Genomic DNA, 15,788 nt, shown 5'->3' on the forward strand with positions numbered 1-15,788 from the left:
AAATGATCAGCTCTTCAAAGAACGAATGATACAATTTTGAATAGCTCTTTTATTTTCGCACAAGCATATTCTTCTTCACATACGCCAAGTTCTGCGGAAACGAAAAGCGAAGCCTCCAGTAAGTCGTACCCAGCAAACCATAAGCTTGCATTTGTTTGTATTTGGCTGTGACGCTTTGGATATCTTCATACCAAACTGAGTGCGACGTATTTGCAAAGGTGTAGCGGTAGTTTGGCGCCTGTGCGGTTTGGTTGTATTGAATGGGAATCCACGCATTGACTGCTCGATTCTGGGCTATTTGCGCAGAAATCATTTGAGCTGGTTTAGACTGAATCGGCACCGTCCAATCATATCCATACAGGCTCATCGCCATCATCACTTTACGAGCATCGATCTCCCCAGTGGCGTAAGTTAATACCTGTTCGATCCACCACACAGGTGAGATCGGGTCAGCTGGACCAATAGCGTATCCGTAGTCAATCGTCATAATGGAAACTATGTCCACAACCTCACCAACCGCCCTGTAGTCAAGAAAACCGACTAAACGGTTTGTAGGTATGTCGCTGCTTTTGGCATGTGCATTGAGCTGGAGTGTTAGATTACCCAGCCCTTTCTTTAACTCTTTTAAAAAGGAGGTAAAATCATTCCTTCTCTCAGGTGGAACGAATTCGAAATCAATACTAATCCCTGCATAGCCTTTTTCTTTTACTTTCGTAACGAGATTTCGAACGAGCGTTGCTCTTCTTTCCTTATTTTGAAGAACCGTAGCAGCTAACTCCGCACTAAACATTTGCACGTCATAATTACTGATAACAAGTAACGGCTTAATGTTCAACTGTTTCGTTTGCTGTAAGATTAGATCATCATCGATTGTAATCAGCTCGCCTTCAGCCGTGAATGAGTAAGTGAAGATAGCTAAATAGGTTATAGAATCGGCTAATTCATTCAACGTTTCTAAGTAAGGTGAGCCTTCTATTGCATCAAAGAAGACGAGGGATTCCATAGGATATTTCTGCATAGTAGGAATGCGAATTCTTGCTCCGATTGGAATCGTTGTCGGATTAATCGTAGGATTAGCCGCAACGATCGCTTGCACGGATGTTTTATATTTTTGAGAAAGGTTCCAAAACGTATCTCCCTCTTTAATTTGGTAATACCGCTCAGGTAACTCCTGATCTGGGATATACAAATTTAATCCAGGGACAAGCCGATCAGAAACAAGGCCGTTCACCGTCTTTAAAGTGGAGATCGGGACACCGTAGGTCATTGAAATACGCCATAGATTATCCCCCATTATTACTGTGTGAATCGCCATTGAATCTCCTCCCAATTATGCAGCAGACTATACTGTTAGTGTATTTTGAGAAGGAGAAGTTCATGAATCATCCTATATTTCGACATAACTTTTCATACTTCGGGCGGTGACAGGCACCATTCAACCATCAATCCAACGAAAGAATATCATCCTCTACACCAGGTCCAACAGCACTTGTTCCACCTAAAATAATATAATCAGTCGTTTGCTCTTCTTTAAAGAATTTATAAGTAGACTCTGGAAGCTGATTTTTCTTTGTTAGAATTGTTGGTGCACCAAACTTAGCTGCTAAGACAGACCCAGTCAAAGCATCAGCAAATCCTTCACCCGTCGCTACAAAGATGCCGTATGTTGGTAGCTTCATCTTCTTCGTAACAGCTATTGATGTTTCATAACGATCATTTCCTTGTATCCTTGTTGGCGATGGAAGTTGTTTTTTCACTTTCTCACTAATCGCATTCGGGCCGCCAATCACGTACGTTTTCGTATAACTTACCATCGCATCCTTTGTTGCTTTTGATAATTCATTTGTATCCGTTAGAAAGATTGGGTGACCGTACATAGCTGCATATGGAGCCATGGAAAGAGCATCAGGAAAGTTCCCACCATCAACTACGACTGCCGTTCGATTTGGTAGAAGCGTCTCCGCGATCGCAGCTGCTGTTTCGTATCGATTCTCTCCTTGAATTCGATTAACGGTTAACTTCATATCTTTTTTTAATTCATTTTCTACTGCTGACGATATAGCATTCGGTCCACCAAGAATCGTAACCTTCTTCACGCCAAAATCTTTCATTAAATTCCTTACGCGCTTATCAAGCTTGGCTTTTGGAGTTAGAAGGATCGGTGCATCCATTTGGAATGCTAGAGGTGCACCTGCTAGTGCATCTGGAAAAGTAGAACCGGTCGCAAGAACCACATTATCTGCTCCATTTGGCCACCCTGCTCTAGCAATCTCGATCGCCGTTTCATAGCGATCGTCACCTGAGATGCGATCAATATACTCCATATTCATGGCAGATAAAGCATACATGCTATCTGAACCACCGCCATTTAAATCAAGAGCTCCTATATAATAAGTTCCTTCTGGAATCACATATAGTTGAATTTGAACTCCGTCGTAAACCTCATTAACATCTGGAGTTAACCAGTCCCCATGTCCATCAGCAAGAAGGAAACCGAGGTCAATCCCACGCTGTGAAGCGCCTGAAACAACCAATTCTATCGGATTTTTCACTTCAATTTGATAGACGTCAACATCATCCCATTCAAACGTGCCATACACCGTATCATCGAGATTTAATAGATTCGCTCGATCGAAAGTATCATTCGGTTCATTCTCCCAATAATCCGTTAGTGTTTTCACCTTATTAGGATCACTCGTTAGCTTGTCTTTTACCTGTGATTCAATTTTCTCTAAATCTTCTTTCGAAAAAGTAGTTCCTTTGTCCTGTTCCAGCTTCTTAATTTCATTCTTCCACTCATTATGACTATCACTAGCTGCATAACCTTTTCCCGGCAACGTTAATCCGCTTAATACTAGAAGACTAGCAACTAGATAAAATACCACTTTCCTCATTCAACCATCCCCCGTTTTTCCCAAATAGTGTCATAAACACCACTCTATTATATAGGCACTAGGAACCAGAAACCATGAGAGGTTCTGTCGAAGCTTAGGAAATATTAAGGATAAATATAAGTGATTTATGTCTACCTTTGTCAGTAAGATGAGCTACTAAAATATGAAAAAAAGAGCCCGAATCATCAATAACAATGATTCGAACTCTCTTATCATTCATTCCTTACGTTTTTCATTCCATCAATTATTCTGCGCCGCAAACTTCTTCGTTAACTTTGAAAGCAGCTCAGGCGTATCGTCACGATGCATGACAACTTCGATAAAGCAAAGCTTCTCATCTTCTGCATTAGCACTAGCGAGCACCTGATCAAGCTCTTCCTCCGTCTCTGCTTTAAACGTCGTGAAGTGCTCCTCCGCTCCAAACGCATGCGGAAGTTTTTGATAATCCCAAGTCGCAATATCGTTATAAACTTGCTCAGGTCCATGAATCGCGCGTTCAACCGTATAACCATCATTATTAATGAGGAAAATGATTGGCTTTAAACGATGACGCATGATCGTCGATAGTTCCTGTGCTGTTAGCTGGAATGAGCCATCCCCGATAAACAAAAGATTTCGTCGATCAGTATCTGCGAGCTGAGAGCCAAGTAAAGCGGGCAATGTGTAACCAATTGAACCCCAGAGCGGTTGACCGATAAAACGCGCTCCTTCAGGTAAAGGCATCGTCGCTGCACCGAAGAAAGACGTTCCTTGCTCAGCTAGAAGGACATCGTTTTTCTTCAAGAATTGAGCCATTCGCTCATAAAACCACTTCTGCGTGATTTCATTTGAACTTGAAGAAACATCATCCTCTGCAAATCGCGTTGCCTCCGCTTCCCCCTCATATCGATCCAGACGAGCAGCTAATTGATCCATCGCCTGAATCATTGAAATAGGAGCGTATTTTGCTTCCTTCCGCTTCACGCCATACGGATTGATCTCGACAACCTGTTCTTCCGTAAATTGATGAGAGAAACCACCCGTAATCGAGTCACTAAGCTTTACACCAATCTGAAAAATAACATCGGCTTCGTCTATTCGTTTTTGTACCTCCGGAGAGCTCAGTTCACCGTTATAAACCCCGATGAATTGAGGATGAGATTCTGGGAAGACTCCTTTTCCCATGCTTAACGTCGCAACAGGGTAACCTGTTTTTTCTGCAAAACGAAGCAATGCTTCACGTGCTCCGAAACGGTCCACTTCATAATCAGCTAAAATGACTGGCTGAGTCGATTCATTTGCTTCTCTCGTAATCTCACGCACCATTTCATCCAGCACTTCCTCATTTCCTTCAAACGATAAATTCAATGGTGAAGCTGGTCTGTTAACCGGCTTATTGTACACATCAATTGGAAGATTAATATGTACCGGACGCTTTTCCATCCAGCATGTTTGCAGGACGCGGTCGATTTCCTGTGCCGCATTTTCTTCCGTTAACGTCGTTTGCGCCACCGTTACTTCTTCAAACATTCTCGCAAAGCGATCGAACTTCCCATCACCAAGCGTATGGTGAACAAGCGATCCATTTTTCATCACAGCCGTTGTTGGTGTGCCTGTTATTTTTACCACCGGCACGCGTTCAGCGTATGCGCCAGCAATTCCGTTCACTGCACTGAGTTCTCCAACGCCAAACGTTGTGACAAGTGCACCCGCACCATTCATTCTTGCATATCCATCCGCAGCATAAGCTGCATTCAGCTCATTAGCATTTCCAATCCACTCCATTTTTCCATCCTCAAGAATCGTATCAAGAAACGCAAGATTATAATCTCCGGGTACGCCAAACATATGGCGAATCCCTAATTCAGATAAACGATCTAATAAATAATTTCCCACTGTATATGTTTGTTGCATCATTGAACACTCCTTTAATAACGTCAACTATGTTGACTCAATAAAAGGGTATCAAACAGAATGATATAGGTCAAACTTGTTGACTCTTTATTGGTGACGAAATGAGCGCAGTGGTATACTAAGAAATACAACTAATGCGATATGTTCAAAGCTTCAGGGGGTAGTGATGAAGGAAAAAACGAACGAACAAATGAACGAAGTGCTAGCCATGTTTTACTTCGCCTACAAAACGTTCACAGAAGAACCAGATATTATGATTGAAGAGTACGGCATCCAACGCGTGCACCACCGCATTCTTTTTTTCATTGCACGTTTTCCTGGACTTAGTGTGAATGAATTATTATCATTGTTAGAAGTAAGCAAACAGGCGCTTCATCGACCAATGAAAACTTTAATCGAAAAAGAACTTGTCACAACATCAGAAGCGGAACACGACCGCCGTGTTAAACAGCTGTTTCTAACGGATAAAGGCGAACATTTAGAGGAAAAGCTGAGCAACACACAAAAACAGCACCTCACTTCCATTTTCCAAGAACTAAAGCCTGAACAAGTCGATGCCTGGCAAACGATTATGGAGAAATTATCGGTCGAGCGGGATGGGTTTGAAGCGTGGAAGAACAAGTTAAAAAATGAACCAGATAACTCTAAATGATGTTGTTTTGAGTAAATTATTTGAGAGATAAAATAAGCGGCTAGCTTTATGACAAACTCATAAACTAGCCGCTTTTAAGATATTTGTTAAAATATACAATTGATCAATAAAAACACCTTTACCTCTTTATTATATAATTCGGAGCTTTTCTTTCCAGGGTGTTTTCCTTATTATTCTGTCCATTCGTTTTATCAACTGTATTATCATGCAGTAAAAAACTATACTTTCCAATCGGTAGTCCGTCCATATCGGATAAATCACTCACGATTTGATCGAATATTTCCTTGTTTGGTTCAACACCAGGTTCCTCCATATACAGTTGAATAAGAACACTAACCATAGCCGGATTGATTGATTCCCCTTCTAACATATTGACCCATTCATCTTTTGGGAGATCCGAATTTTCAAGATACTCGTTCAAAAGTTTTTCTTGCACAACACCACCGTAAATGACTACTTTATAATAAGGGGTTGTATGATAATTACCCACACCATTTTGGTTAGCTTCTTCAGAGATACCTACTACAGGATACTCTTTCACTTTTCCATCTAAATACTGATCAAGTTTCTGAAATTCATCTTCATAGATCCACGTGTATAATCCACTACTAATAGCAGCTCCAACCTGACCTTCTTGCGACCAAACCCCAGTAGAATCTACTGTCTCTGATTGCTGATCGACAGAGATAATTGCATAGGAGTAGAAATGTGGTTTGCCCACCGATTCGACAAAAACAATTGCACCGTCTACTGCTCCCACGATGCTATGTACCTTTACTTTGGTTTGATAGTTTCTCTTAAAATACTGCTTTACTGCCCGATCAACCTCTTCGCTATGTTCTTCCGCAATCTCACCGTTTCTTTCACCTTTCGCAAGCGTATAACCTTCCCCTGTATATTCTTGAACAGAGAGAAAGTATTTTTCTTCTACTCTATCTTTTATGGTGCTGCTTTCTTTATTGGCACACTCACTTATGAATAACAGACTAAGAATCCTGAAGAGAAAAAGAAAGTTTTTCACTAATTACTCCTCTCGTATAAATAAAATAAAAGTAGGATTAGCACTATTCATTCCAATAAAAGTAAATCTATTGTATCTTTTAATAGAAGAGACATATAACCTTTAACTTGGAGGTATCAATGAAACAACCAATTACTCTAATCATTCTTCTCTCTTTTCTTATAACAGGTTGTCAAATAAGTAATGAGATCAAAACAACTGATCCTGAAAAAGTTGATCCTAAAGAACTACCTAAAGTAAGAGCTTTTAAAGATGAGTTTACGAGAGGTTTCTTACAATCCATTAAAGAGACAAGGGAGGGATACTATCTTTTTCGATCAGATACCAACCACTACACAATGGACTTCCCTTCCGGAGGAGTAATAGGTGAGATGGGATATTCCATACAAAAAGTCTCTGAAAGTTTCCTTGTTGGTGTAGAAGGTAAAAATACTGATTCTGAAATATCTATAAAATACCTTGAATTTATGAAGAAAGAATTGAGAGAATCAAGAATTGAAACGCTAATAAAAAATTCAAAATCCCCACTTAATTTTGAAACAAGGGAATTGGATGATCGTACAATAAGTACAGCTTACTTCGAGACTGATAAGGGTTATTATGGATACGTGGCCCTAGTCCAAAATACTAAAAGATACGGGGCTGTTGAGGTAACTTACACTTCAGAATGTAAAGTGGACCTATCAAATTGTGAAGAAGTGATAAAAAGTAAAAAAAATTCCTTCACTAACTGGATTGAAAGCATTCATTTTATTAATCAAGAAACACACGAAACATCCAATCAACCACAAATCAAAACACCGCGAACGTTAACAGGCATCTCACTATAATAATGGGGAGGTTATCGCCAAACCAACTAACCTCTCTACTCTAAGAGTTCTCTCATTAGTCTAAGCAAATACTCCAGATTGTACAGAAAGCAATAGGAGAAAAAACACTTAACAGAAAAAATCCATTCATCAAAACGACAATAAATCAAACATAGCACAGCTAGTACTAATGTCTCTACTTCGCTGACCAAACAAAAAAATCTCTCAGTTACATTCCAAGAAAAGGATATCTATTGTATCTTTTAATAAGAGCCCTATAACAACCATATGAAGCTGGAGGATCACAATGAGATTAATTATTAGTCTACTCATGGTTTTATCTATATTTTTAGGAGGCTGTCAAATGAGTGAAGAAAATCAAACAACGGATCCAGAGAAAGTAGATACAGAGAAACTGCCGAATGTAAAAGCATTTGAAGATGAATTTACTAAGGGGTTCATTCAATCAATTAACGAAACAGAAGAAGGATTTTATCCTTTTCTTTCTGAAACTGGTGCTTATAGTATGAATTTTCCTCAAGAGGGCGTTATAGATGAAAGAGGATATTATGTACAAGACGGTACTGAAAAATATAGTATTGGTCTAAAAGATAATAATGTCAGTACCAGAATCAATATTAAATACTATCAATTTATGAAAGCTGAATTTATGGAGTCTAGCTTGCAAACGCTTGAAGAAAATTTTGACCTCCCTCTTCAATTTCAAGAAAAAAAACTTGATGGACGCACTATACAAAGAGCTTTTTATGAAGATGAAGATGGTTACTTTGGAGTAGTCGCCATGGTTCAGAACACAGAAAATAATGGAGCTATTGAAGTGACAACACTTTCAGAGTGTAGTAAGGGTAATGCCGACAGTCACTGTAATCAAGTTAAGAAAGATTACAAAACCACTATCTATCATTGGCTAGAATCCATTAAATTCATTACGGAAAGTGAGTAAACTTATGACGATTCAACTATCAAATTCTCGCGAGTTTCGTCTAAGAATAACAGAATTGGAGTATAGCAATCTTTCCGATAAAGAGTTCATTCAAGAAGTACAACAAATTTATCTTGAAGAATTCGGGGAAGTTCTTCCTGCTAACATAGATATCTTCCACTCATCGGAGTCTGTCAGACTTGAAGGAGATACTTCAGGTTATGACGGTACAGCAATTCATTTTAAATCAAAAGAAAATGATATCAATGAAATATATGTTATTTCACAGGGCTCCCAAGGAAATGACGATTGGTCTTATAACATTAAAGCTATGTTTGCTGGTAAAGATTATTCACAAGCGCAGATGACAAATGAATTTGTTAAAGATGTAAAAAATGAATTTCAAATTTCAGAGAAAGACAATACTGTCCCGATAATCGGACTTTCTCATTCACTAGCACATAACAATAATACAACTGCTCTACTTTTATACAACACATTTGATGAAGTCTATAGTGTAAATGGTGCACAAACTAATTACTATCAGTTATTTGAGGCTGATACTAATTTCCAAAGAGAACTTGCAAAAACATTTTCCATTTCGCCTGATAACCGAAATGCTATCTACACTATAGACCCCAAAGCCCTCGAAGCCTTCACCAAAGATTACTACAGCCAAAAAGCAAAAAGGGTTCATCAAACCATCTCCTATGATGATCCGTTATATGGGGCAAGTGGTGTAAGAGGATTTGTTACTCTTGGGGAAGTAGACATGATCGATACAAACCCAACTTATAAAGGCATTCGTGAATTGGTTGATGAAATTCCTGACCATGTTATTGAAGACTTTCAGCAGCTTGCCATTAATTATACGGTTGCCTCTAAAAAAGATGGAAATGATCAAGTGATTAAGGATTTGGTAGGTTTCGATCCTGAACTATTAAACGGCAACCCAATCGCAAATATTTCTGGCACATATCTGCTCGACCAATCAAAATTTAGTGATATGGTCGAAAGCATGAACGAAAAAGTTCCTGACCTTCTCGATAATGTTCAGGTCATTACTCAAAACGCCGACACCATTTTCGGAAAGTTAGTAGAAGCCAACTATATTACAACTGACCAAAAAACCGAGCTTGTGCATGTCTTTGAGAAAGTAAAGAAAGATTTACAAGACATTGAGGATATTATTTGGAAAATGGATCAGATTCGCTTCGATTCAGTGATTCCCCAACCACCGCCTATCGCTGGAGATGCAATTTTGGCTTCCAGACTTTATCATAATTACACGCAGATTCTCTCGCAGCTTGAGACTTTAAATAAAGAAGAATACAAGAAACTTATGGATACGATCGTATCCAGTCATAGCATAGCTGAAATGCTTGAGGCCATTAGGTCTGGTAATAAATCCTATCAGGGTACAGATATGGTTTACTCCACAAGTCAAAATGGTGAGACCATCTTGGTGAATATATCCGCGTCTCTTCGCATGTATCGGGATGGAAAAACTGTTATTCAAAAAAAAGAAGAGGCAATCCGAAGGTTTGAGCTCGCTGTGAATAGAGAGATCGAGGCAGAATACTTAAAACAAAAGCATCAAGTTTTTACGAAAGTAAATGATATTGAGCAAAATCCAGATCATTATAGCATGTATCTTCGAAAGCACATCTATTTCAGTCGACTCAGTAAAACCATTCGTCATATCTCTGTTCACGAATCTATTCCTCCTCTTCAAGGTGTTGATTTCGACTATGAACTGTCTGCTCTTCGTAAGCAAGTAACTAAGGGGTATGACTATATCGAAAAGTATCGAAAAGCTATTGAAGATTTGTTTCACGAAGATGACCGAGTTTCTACGCTTTTTTCACTCATTTAATGAGTTGCCTAAGGAGGTTTTTTCTTGAAAGAACTACATTCATTAACAGTAAGAGAACGAATTCTTGAATCCACAAGTCTATTACATAAGCAAAAACAGCTTCAGGATGCCATTGACGACATTCACTATATCGACGAACAGTTTCTAAATTTGGTACGGACTATTATCATTAGCGAAGATCAGCAAGGCGAAATTGTTAAAGCAATGGTAGAGGAAACCGAGCGTTATACAATGACAAACCGCACTCTGCTAACAGCTTTAGAAAATCAGTCTGAACAGGCTGTCAAATCTTTAGACAGGCAAGCAGATGATCTAAAGGTTCAGAGTCTAACGATTACTTATGAAGATACTCCTTCTGCTTAACTTGTACACAAAAAGCGTCTCACCTCATTCCCCTATGAAGTAAGACGCTTTTCTAATACCGTGTTCACCTTTCGCCTCCCCCACTAATCCTCGCAATGACTTCTTCAATAAAAATAAAAAACACCGTTCTCGTTTTTTCAAAAGGAAGCAGGCTGTTATCCTGATTAAACTTCGATAAATAGAAAATATAGTCCGCCATCGAATTTAACGTGTTCACATACTCTTCTAGAATCAGCATGATATCTGCACCGTTTTGTTTTGTTTCTGTAAATAAATTTTCAAAAGATGAGAATTTCCCTGTAACGGAAAGAACGATCAGAAGCGTATCTTCATCTGCCAGTCGGCTTGCAAAGTCTTCACTTTGCGCTACGGTGATATTTTTATTTGTGACAACTGTCAGTTTATACCCAAAATACTCCGCACTTATAAAGGATGGACCAAGACCGTAGATGATCACCTTCTTATACTTGTGAAAAACAGAAACAAAATCATCAATAAGGGCAGGATCAAAGTTTTCCAAAAACTGCATCAATCGCTCAATTTCGTTTGATTTTTTTTGTTTTTCAAGGTTAATTTGCTGTCCGCTAAAGTATAGCTTGTACTGCTTAAAGTTATCGAAGCCTAATTTCCGAACGAGCTTCGACACTTTTGAGGGAGAGACTTCACATAGCTCAGCGGCATCGATGATTTTCAACTTATCGTTTGTAGCCACGACTTCTGACAGCTTGCCGTGAACTTCTTCTTCTAATTTCGTTAAATTAGCCGTATCTAATTTGATCATTTATTTGCCATTCCCTTCCTTTCTTGCTCCAGTCCCTAGGCCATACCGATAAGACTGGTTGCTAACTACAAATGTTCGTTATATCCTATTAACATTGATGACATAAGTCAGCTAATACGCCTTTCAATCTCTTTCAACTGATAGTTGGAACCTGATTTCATTCCAACTCATTTTTCTTTTCCCTATTAGTCTATCCCCTTGAGCTTTTAATTTCTACCGTCACTAAGTAAACTATATGAATAAAATTACTTTAAAATAAACAATCGTAATTTCCTCATCGAAAATTACGATTGCCTGTCTATTATTGGAATAGATTCCGCTTCCTATACTGTGCTTTGGTGTGACTCTTGCTCAGTATATTTCACGTTTCTATTAACTGTCGTTTTAAAGATTAGCGTAATGATGATACCTAATACACCAGCTACTGCACTAAAGATGAAGTACGCATTGTAACCCCCTGCATCTCCAAAGGTTGAAAGCATCAAGCTCATAACGAGCGGTAATAGAATATCTGGTAAGTAACCAATAAATGAAACTAAACCAATTGATAGACCAAGTACTTCGTCATCAATGTCACAATCGCCTAGTAGCGCCCAATAAAGACCTCGGATCGTATAGACAGATAAACCACTTAAGATAATCAATGCACTAAAGTAAAAATCCGGCAAAGTTGTTGGTAATATTGCAACCGCTGTCAAAAAGAGGGTCGCTAATCCCAAGGCTATTATAAGGATACTGCTTTTCCCAAATTTATCTCCTAAAAACCCTCCGACAACGCCACCAATTGGGCGCATCCAAAGCATTGTCACTGTGATGGTCCCTACAATTGATGCATTCATTCCAACATTCGTTTCTAAAAATCCTCCAAAATAATACACGGTCCACGTCACAATGTAACTCATAAAAATGATGCCACCAAGTAACCAGACAAATTTGTTAGCAAAAACTTTTTTCAAAGTCGCTAAATTTAGGGATGGTCCCTTTTCCACATCTTTTTCTGTTTTCTGAGTAGATTTATCTTCAACATCCACAAAAATCATAATCAGAATCGAAACTGCAATCAGTACGCCTGAATACAGATAGATAACATTCACCAACGCGTCTTGTTTATCCGCTACAGCTGTACTTGTTCCGAGTACTCTTGAAAAGATAAACACTGCGATACTCGCTAGTGTTGCTTCAACAACACCTCGACCGCCATCCAAAATCCCAAAAAAGCGTCCTTCTTCTTCTTTTTTTGAAATGAGCTTCACAAGTTTTAAATGGGCTGCCCAGAAGGTTAAAACAGAGAAGATCCCCCAAATCGCAAAGATGAGAATGACAACTGGATAGCTTGGCACTTGAGCAAACCAAATGCCAGCTAATCCTACAAAAAATAAAGAAACAGAAATGAGTTTCTTAGCGGAAAACCGATCCGAAATCCACCCACTTGGAAAATAACCGATAATAAACGCGACACCTAAAACGGAAAAGATGCTATTTAATTGCGATAAACTCATCCCATACACTTCTAAAATCGTCCCTTGATAATTTGTTCGAAGGTAAATGAGTGGAAAAATAGCACCTGCCGCTAACACAATAAGCATAAATTGAAAATATCGTTTCAGATTACTGGATTTCATAAGAATCATCCATTTCTTATTTAAAAATCGGATAAGAAAGTTTAAAAATTTCATCCGTATGCTTTCTCACATGCTGTACAACCGTTTCGTTTAAGGTCTTATAAAAATCGTGATTCTCCGCATTCGGCTCAAACGTTTTTTCCGTTTTCACCATATGCTCAATCGCTTCAGAGAAATCATCGTAAACACCTAAATACTTCGAAGCGCTAATGGCTGCCCCTAAACAGGCACTACTGCTTCCCTTCCGCCGATGCACGGGTAACCCAAATAAATCAGACAGGATTTGCATGATGACATCACTCTTGGAACCCCCACCGATTACGACTAATTCATTCAGCTCCACATCAATTTCATCTAACATCTCATCAATATTGTTTTTAATATTAAATGCAATCGCTTCCAGGATCGAACGATAAATATGGTACCTAGAATGTCGTTGATCGAAGCCTAGCATTAACCCTTTTCGATACGGCTTATCAGGTGAAGCTAACCAATCTAGGATCGTAACCAACCCTTCACTACCAACAGGAACTTCTTCCGCCTTACGATTCAAGAACTCTTCTTCCGAAACACCTAATTTAGCTGCTTCAGTTACAAGTTCTTCACCGATTAACTTCTTAAACCAGCTAACCGTCCATAACCCACGTCGAATACCGTTAGATTCATAGACGTATTTAAAAGGAATCGATGCAAAGGTTGGAAAAAAGTTTTCCGCGTTCTCATAATAGTTGTCTCTTAATAACATGGAAGAAATAAAGGTTCCCAATGAAATCATGATTGAGCTGTCGTTCTGTATACCTGATCCAAGCACTTCCACTGCTTTATCGTTCGAAGTAGCAACGACTGGAATACCTTCGCTTAAACCAAATTCCTCCGCAAGGGCATTACGAATGGAACCGAGCTTTTCACCTGGTTTCACAAGGTTAAACAGCATATCTCTTCGTAAACCGTTCGCTTCAATTACGGCGTCATCCTTCGACCAATCTAACGTTTCGCGGTCAATCGGCCAAAATACTTCCTGATTACCAGCCGTATCGTTGTATTCTCCCGTCAGCTGTAATCCTAAATAGCCTGAAGTTGTTGTCACATACTGTACGCGATCGTCTTTGTGCTCATACGGTTTTGATAATCTAGCATCCATCCAGCTAATCGCTGGATGGGCTAAATCACCGTCTTCATTAAGTAAAACGCGACAGCATCGGATCGTACATAATCCGATTGCTTCGATTTCTTTCGGATTACCGTCGAAATTCGCTAAACAGTTTTTCACACCGTAATACACACTATCCCATAAGTCATCGTCTGGGTGAATGACGACGCCTGGTTCAGGTGTTAAGGTTTCCCTTAACGCCTGTGATCCATAAGCGACTTCATTTCCTTCTAGGTCAAAGATCACTACTTTTGTGCTTTGTGATCCATTATCAATCCCCATGATGTATCGATTCGCCATGATTTCCCTCCTAGCCTCTAATATACTTTTTCACTTCGCTAGGTTGAGGGAAAATCGTGCCGTGATTCATGATGCCTTTTGGATCAAACGCTTCTTTCAACTTCTCAAGCATATAGTAGGCAGAACCGTGCTCTTCTTTTGTCCATTCAGAACGATACTTCCCAATACCATGGTGGTGACACATAGAGCCGCCAAGCTTCAACGTTTCTTCAATAATGATTTGGTGAATCGGGTGGTGATAAATGCGCATTTCATCTTCTGGTGCACAATTAATTGTGTAGTTGTAAACAAAATACATATTTGTTCCGTTCAAGTAGCTATGAGAAGAGTGACCGCCAAGCATCGTTAGCTCATCTGCACGATCAAACTCATTTTTAATCCGTTCGATAACATTGTTATAAAGTTTCGGGATACTTTCCCAGTCAGCCGACACTTCTGTTGTAAACCCATCATGAGTATTGTGATCAATCATATCTTGGATTTCGCGCTCAATGCGGCTTTCATCCCAGTTCAAGTTATTGAACCAGTTTTCAATTAGCGACGAATCTACTTTTTCAACAATACCCGACTGGAACTTTTCAACCGCTTCTTCAATACCTGTGTTAGTTGCTTCTACGATTCCTTTTGGACCTTCCGCCATGAAAATCAAAACGCACTTATCATTATAAAAATGTTTAAAATGCTGTCTTGCATCTTCTTCAGAATAAACGCGCGCAACAGATGGACGGTAACCATTCACCATGACTTCACGTAGCACTTTGATCCCAGTTTCAACATCTTTAATCAAGTAGCCGTGGAACGCATTATTCTCTGGATTGTGCTTGAAGATTTTCACTGTTACTTCTGTGATATAACAAAGTGCACCTTCGTTCCCAATTGCGATGTGGCGAATATCCGGGCCACCAGAACGTCTAGGAACGTTCTTAATCTTTGAAACTTGTCCTTCTGGGAATACACACTCAAGACCAACAACCATATCCTCAATCGCACCATACAAAGTGGAAAGCTGACCAATACTTCTTGTGGAAACAAGGCCACCATATTGAGCAACTGGCTTGGACTGCGGTGAGTGACCAGTCGTATAGCCCAATTTACGTAGCTCATCTTCAAGCGTTTGAAGCTTCACCCCAGACTGAACCGTAGCCTGCATGTTGTACGTATCCATTTTAATAATTTCATTCATCTTAGAACCGTCAATGACGAGCGTCGTTTCTTTCCAGTTCTCCAGTCCACCCTCAGTGCCTGTTTTCCCACTTCTAGGGATCACGTTAATATTATTTTCATTACAGAACATGAGAAGCGTTTTAACTTCTTCCGTTGAATGAGGGAACACGATCGCCAGTGGTGCCGGAACATCGAGTACATTTTTCGTTTTTGCGTATTTCTTATAGCGATCGGCTGATGCATCGTAGAGCGCCTCTTCATTTGTTACGATTTGATCCTCAGAAAGTAGAGATTTTAATTCTTCTAATAGGTTTTTCATA

Annotated in this window: 13 protein-coding genes; 5 read left to right on the forward strand and 8 right to left on the reverse strand. The window is 39.4% G+C overall.

Going from position 1 to position 15,788, the window contains the following annotated elements:
* Nucleotides 1–49: 49 nt before the first annotated feature.
* From AC0VYO_RS19720 to AC0VYO_RS19730, 3 genes are all read right to left on the reverse strand, one after another.
* Nucleotides 50–1,315, reverse strand: a complete 1,266-nt coding sequence (locus tag AC0VYO_RS19720; RefSeq protein WP_475368073.1) for a LysM peptidoglycan-binding domain-containing protein — start codon at nt 1,313–1,315, stop codon at nt 50–52.
* Nucleotides 1,316–1,442: 127 nt separating this feature from the next.
* On the reverse strand, nt 1,443–2,894 hold the full coding sequence (locus AC0VYO_RS19725; RefSeq protein ID WP_475368074.1) for a cell wall-binding repeat-containing protein: 1,452 nt from the start codon (nt 2,892–2,894) through the stop codon (nt 1,443–1,445).
* A 240-nt stretch (nt 2,895–3,134) separates the two neighbouring features.
* On the reverse strand, nt 3,135–4,787 hold the full coding sequence (locus AC0VYO_RS19730; protein ID WP_475369078.1) for an alpha-keto acid decarboxylase family protein: 1,653 nt from the start codon (nt 4,785–4,787) through the stop codon (nt 3,135–3,137).
* 166 nt (nt 4,788–4,953) lie between these two features.
* Between AC0VYO_RS19730 and AC0VYO_RS19735 the strand changes: the two genes are divergently transcribed.
* Nucleotides 4,954–5,439, forward strand: a complete 486-nt coding sequence (locus AC0VYO_RS19735; protein ID WP_475366001.1) for a MarR family winged helix-turn-helix transcriptional regulator — start codon at nt 4,954–4,956, stop codon at nt 5,437–5,439.
* Nucleotides 5,440–5,557: 118 nt separating this feature from the next.
* Here the strand turns inward: AC0VYO_RS19735 and AC0VYO_RS19740 are convergent, their stop codons facing one another.
* The gene (locus AC0VYO_RS19740; RefSeq protein WP_371017714.1) at nt 5,558–6,460 is read right to left on the reverse strand and encodes a DUF1672 family protein; all 903 of its coding nucleotides are present in this window, start codon (nt 6,458–6,460) and stop codon (nt 5,558–5,560) included.
* A 119-nt stretch (nt 6,461–6,579) separates the two neighbouring features.
* Here AC0VYO_RS19740 and AC0VYO_RS19745 point away from each other — a divergent pair, with 119 nt between their 5' ends.
* The 4 genes from AC0VYO_RS19745 (at nt 6,580) to AC0VYO_RS19760 (ending at nt 10,451) form a co-directional block, all read left to right on the forward strand.
* Nucleotides 6,580–7,290: a hypothetical protein gene (locus AC0VYO_RS19745; RefSeq protein ID WP_475368075.1), complete on the forward strand. Its 711-nt coding sequence runs from the start codon at nt 6,580–6,582 to the stop codon at nt 7,288–7,290.
* 343 nt (nt 7,291–7,633) lie between these two features.
* A complete protein-coding gene (locus AC0VYO_RS19750) occupies nt 7,634–8,233 on the forward strand; it encodes a hypothetical protein (RefSeq protein WP_194218544.1) in 600 nt (199 codons plus the stop codon).
* Nucleotides 8,234–8,237: 4 nt separating this feature from the next.
* Entirely contained in the window at nt 8,238–10,088 is a 1,851-nt protein-coding gene (locus tag AC0VYO_RS19755) for a DUF6792 domain-containing protein (protein WP_475368076.1), read from the forward strand.
* 24 nt (nt 10,089–10,112) lie between these two features.
* Complete coding sequence (locus AC0VYO_RS19760; RefSeq protein WP_475368077.1) at nt 10,113–10,451, forward strand: hypothetical protein; 339 nt, start codon at nt 10,113–10,115, stop codon at nt 10,449–10,451.
* A 64-nt stretch (nt 10,452–10,515) separates the two neighbouring features.
* On the opposite strand, the gene AC0VYO_RS19765 is transcribed toward AC0VYO_RS19760, so the two are convergent.
* From AC0VYO_RS19765 to AC0VYO_RS19780, 4 genes are all read right to left on the reverse strand, one after another.
* On the reverse strand, nt 10,516–11,232 hold the full coding sequence (locus tag AC0VYO_RS19765) for a MurR/RpiR family transcriptional regulator (protein WP_475368078.1): 717 nt from the start codon (nt 11,230–11,232) through the stop codon (nt 10,516–10,518).
* 323 nt (nt 11,233–11,555) lie between these two features.
* Nucleotides 11,556–12,854 (reverse strand): MFS transporter, encoded by a 1,299-nt coding sequence (locus AC0VYO_RS19770; protein WP_475368079.1) that lies wholly within the window; start codon nt 12,852–12,854, stop codon nt 11,556–11,558.
* 16 nt (nt 12,855–12,870) lie between these two features.
* Nucleotides 12,871–14,304 (reverse strand): FGGY-family carbohydrate kinase, encoded by a 1,434-nt coding sequence (locus AC0VYO_RS19775; RefSeq protein WP_475368080.1) that lies wholly within the window; start codon nt 14,302–14,304, stop codon nt 12,871–12,873.
* Nucleotides 14,305–14,314: 10 nt separating this feature from the next.
* The gene (locus tag AC0VYO_RS19780) at nt 14,315–15,787 is read right to left on the reverse strand and encodes an FAD-binding oxidoreductase (RefSeq protein ID WP_475368081.1); all 1,473 of its coding nucleotides are present in this window, start codon (nt 15,785–15,787) and stop codon (nt 14,315–14,317) included.
* Nucleotide 15,788: the final 1 nt, after the last annotated feature.

It is taken from the genome of Anaerobacillus sp. 63XJN7_4_ISO-PGPR-S23-413, from assembly GCF_056173725.1.

What these genes read in the sequence shown, in the direction of transcription:
- AC0VYO_RS19720 (WP_475368073.1), bottom strand. Translation starts at nt 1,315, where the DNA reads ATGGCGATTCACACAGTAATAATGGGGGATAATCTATGGCGTATTTCA.
- AC0VYO_RS19725 (WP_475368074.1), bottom strand. Translation starts at nt 2,894, where the DNA reads ATGAGGAAAGTGGTATTTTATCTAGTTGCTAGTCTTCTAGTATTAAGC.
- AC0VYO_RS19730 (WP_475369078.1), bottom strand. Translation starts at nt 4,787, where the DNA reads ATGCAACAAACATATACAGTGGGAAATTATTTATTAGATCGTTTATCT.
- AC0VYO_RS19735 (WP_475366001.1), top strand. Translation starts at nt 4,954, where the DNA reads ATGAAGGAAAAAACGAACGAACAAATGAACGAAGTGCTAGCCATGTTT.
- AC0VYO_RS19745 (WP_475368075.1), top strand. Translation starts at nt 6,580, where the DNA reads ATGAAACAACCAATTACTCTAATCATTCTTCTCTCTTTTCTTATAACA.
- AC0VYO_RS19750 (WP_194218544.1), top strand. Translation starts at nt 7,634, where the DNA reads ATGAGTGAAGAAAATCAAACAACGGATCCAGAGAAAGTAGATACAGAG.
- AC0VYO_RS19755 (WP_475368076.1), top strand. Translation starts at nt 8,238, where the DNA reads ATGACGATTCAACTATCAAATTCTCGCGAGTTTCGTCTAAGAATAACA.
- AC0VYO_RS19765 (WP_475368078.1), bottom strand. Translation starts at nt 11,232, where the DNA reads ATGATCAAATTAGATACGGCTAATTTAACGAAATTAGAAGAAGAAGTT.
- AC0VYO_RS19770 (WP_475368079.1), bottom strand. Translation starts at nt 12,854, where the DNA reads ATGAAATCCAGTAATCTGAAACGATATTTTCAATTTATGCTTATTGTG.
- AC0VYO_RS19775 (WP_475368080.1), bottom strand. Translation starts at nt 14,304, where the DNA reads ATGGCGAATCGATACATCATGGGGATTGATAATGGATCACAAAGCACA.
- AC0VYO_RS19780 (WP_475368081.1), bottom strand. Translation starts at nt 15,787, where the DNA reads ATGAAAAACCTATTAGAAGAATTAAAATCTCTACTTTCTGAGGATCAA.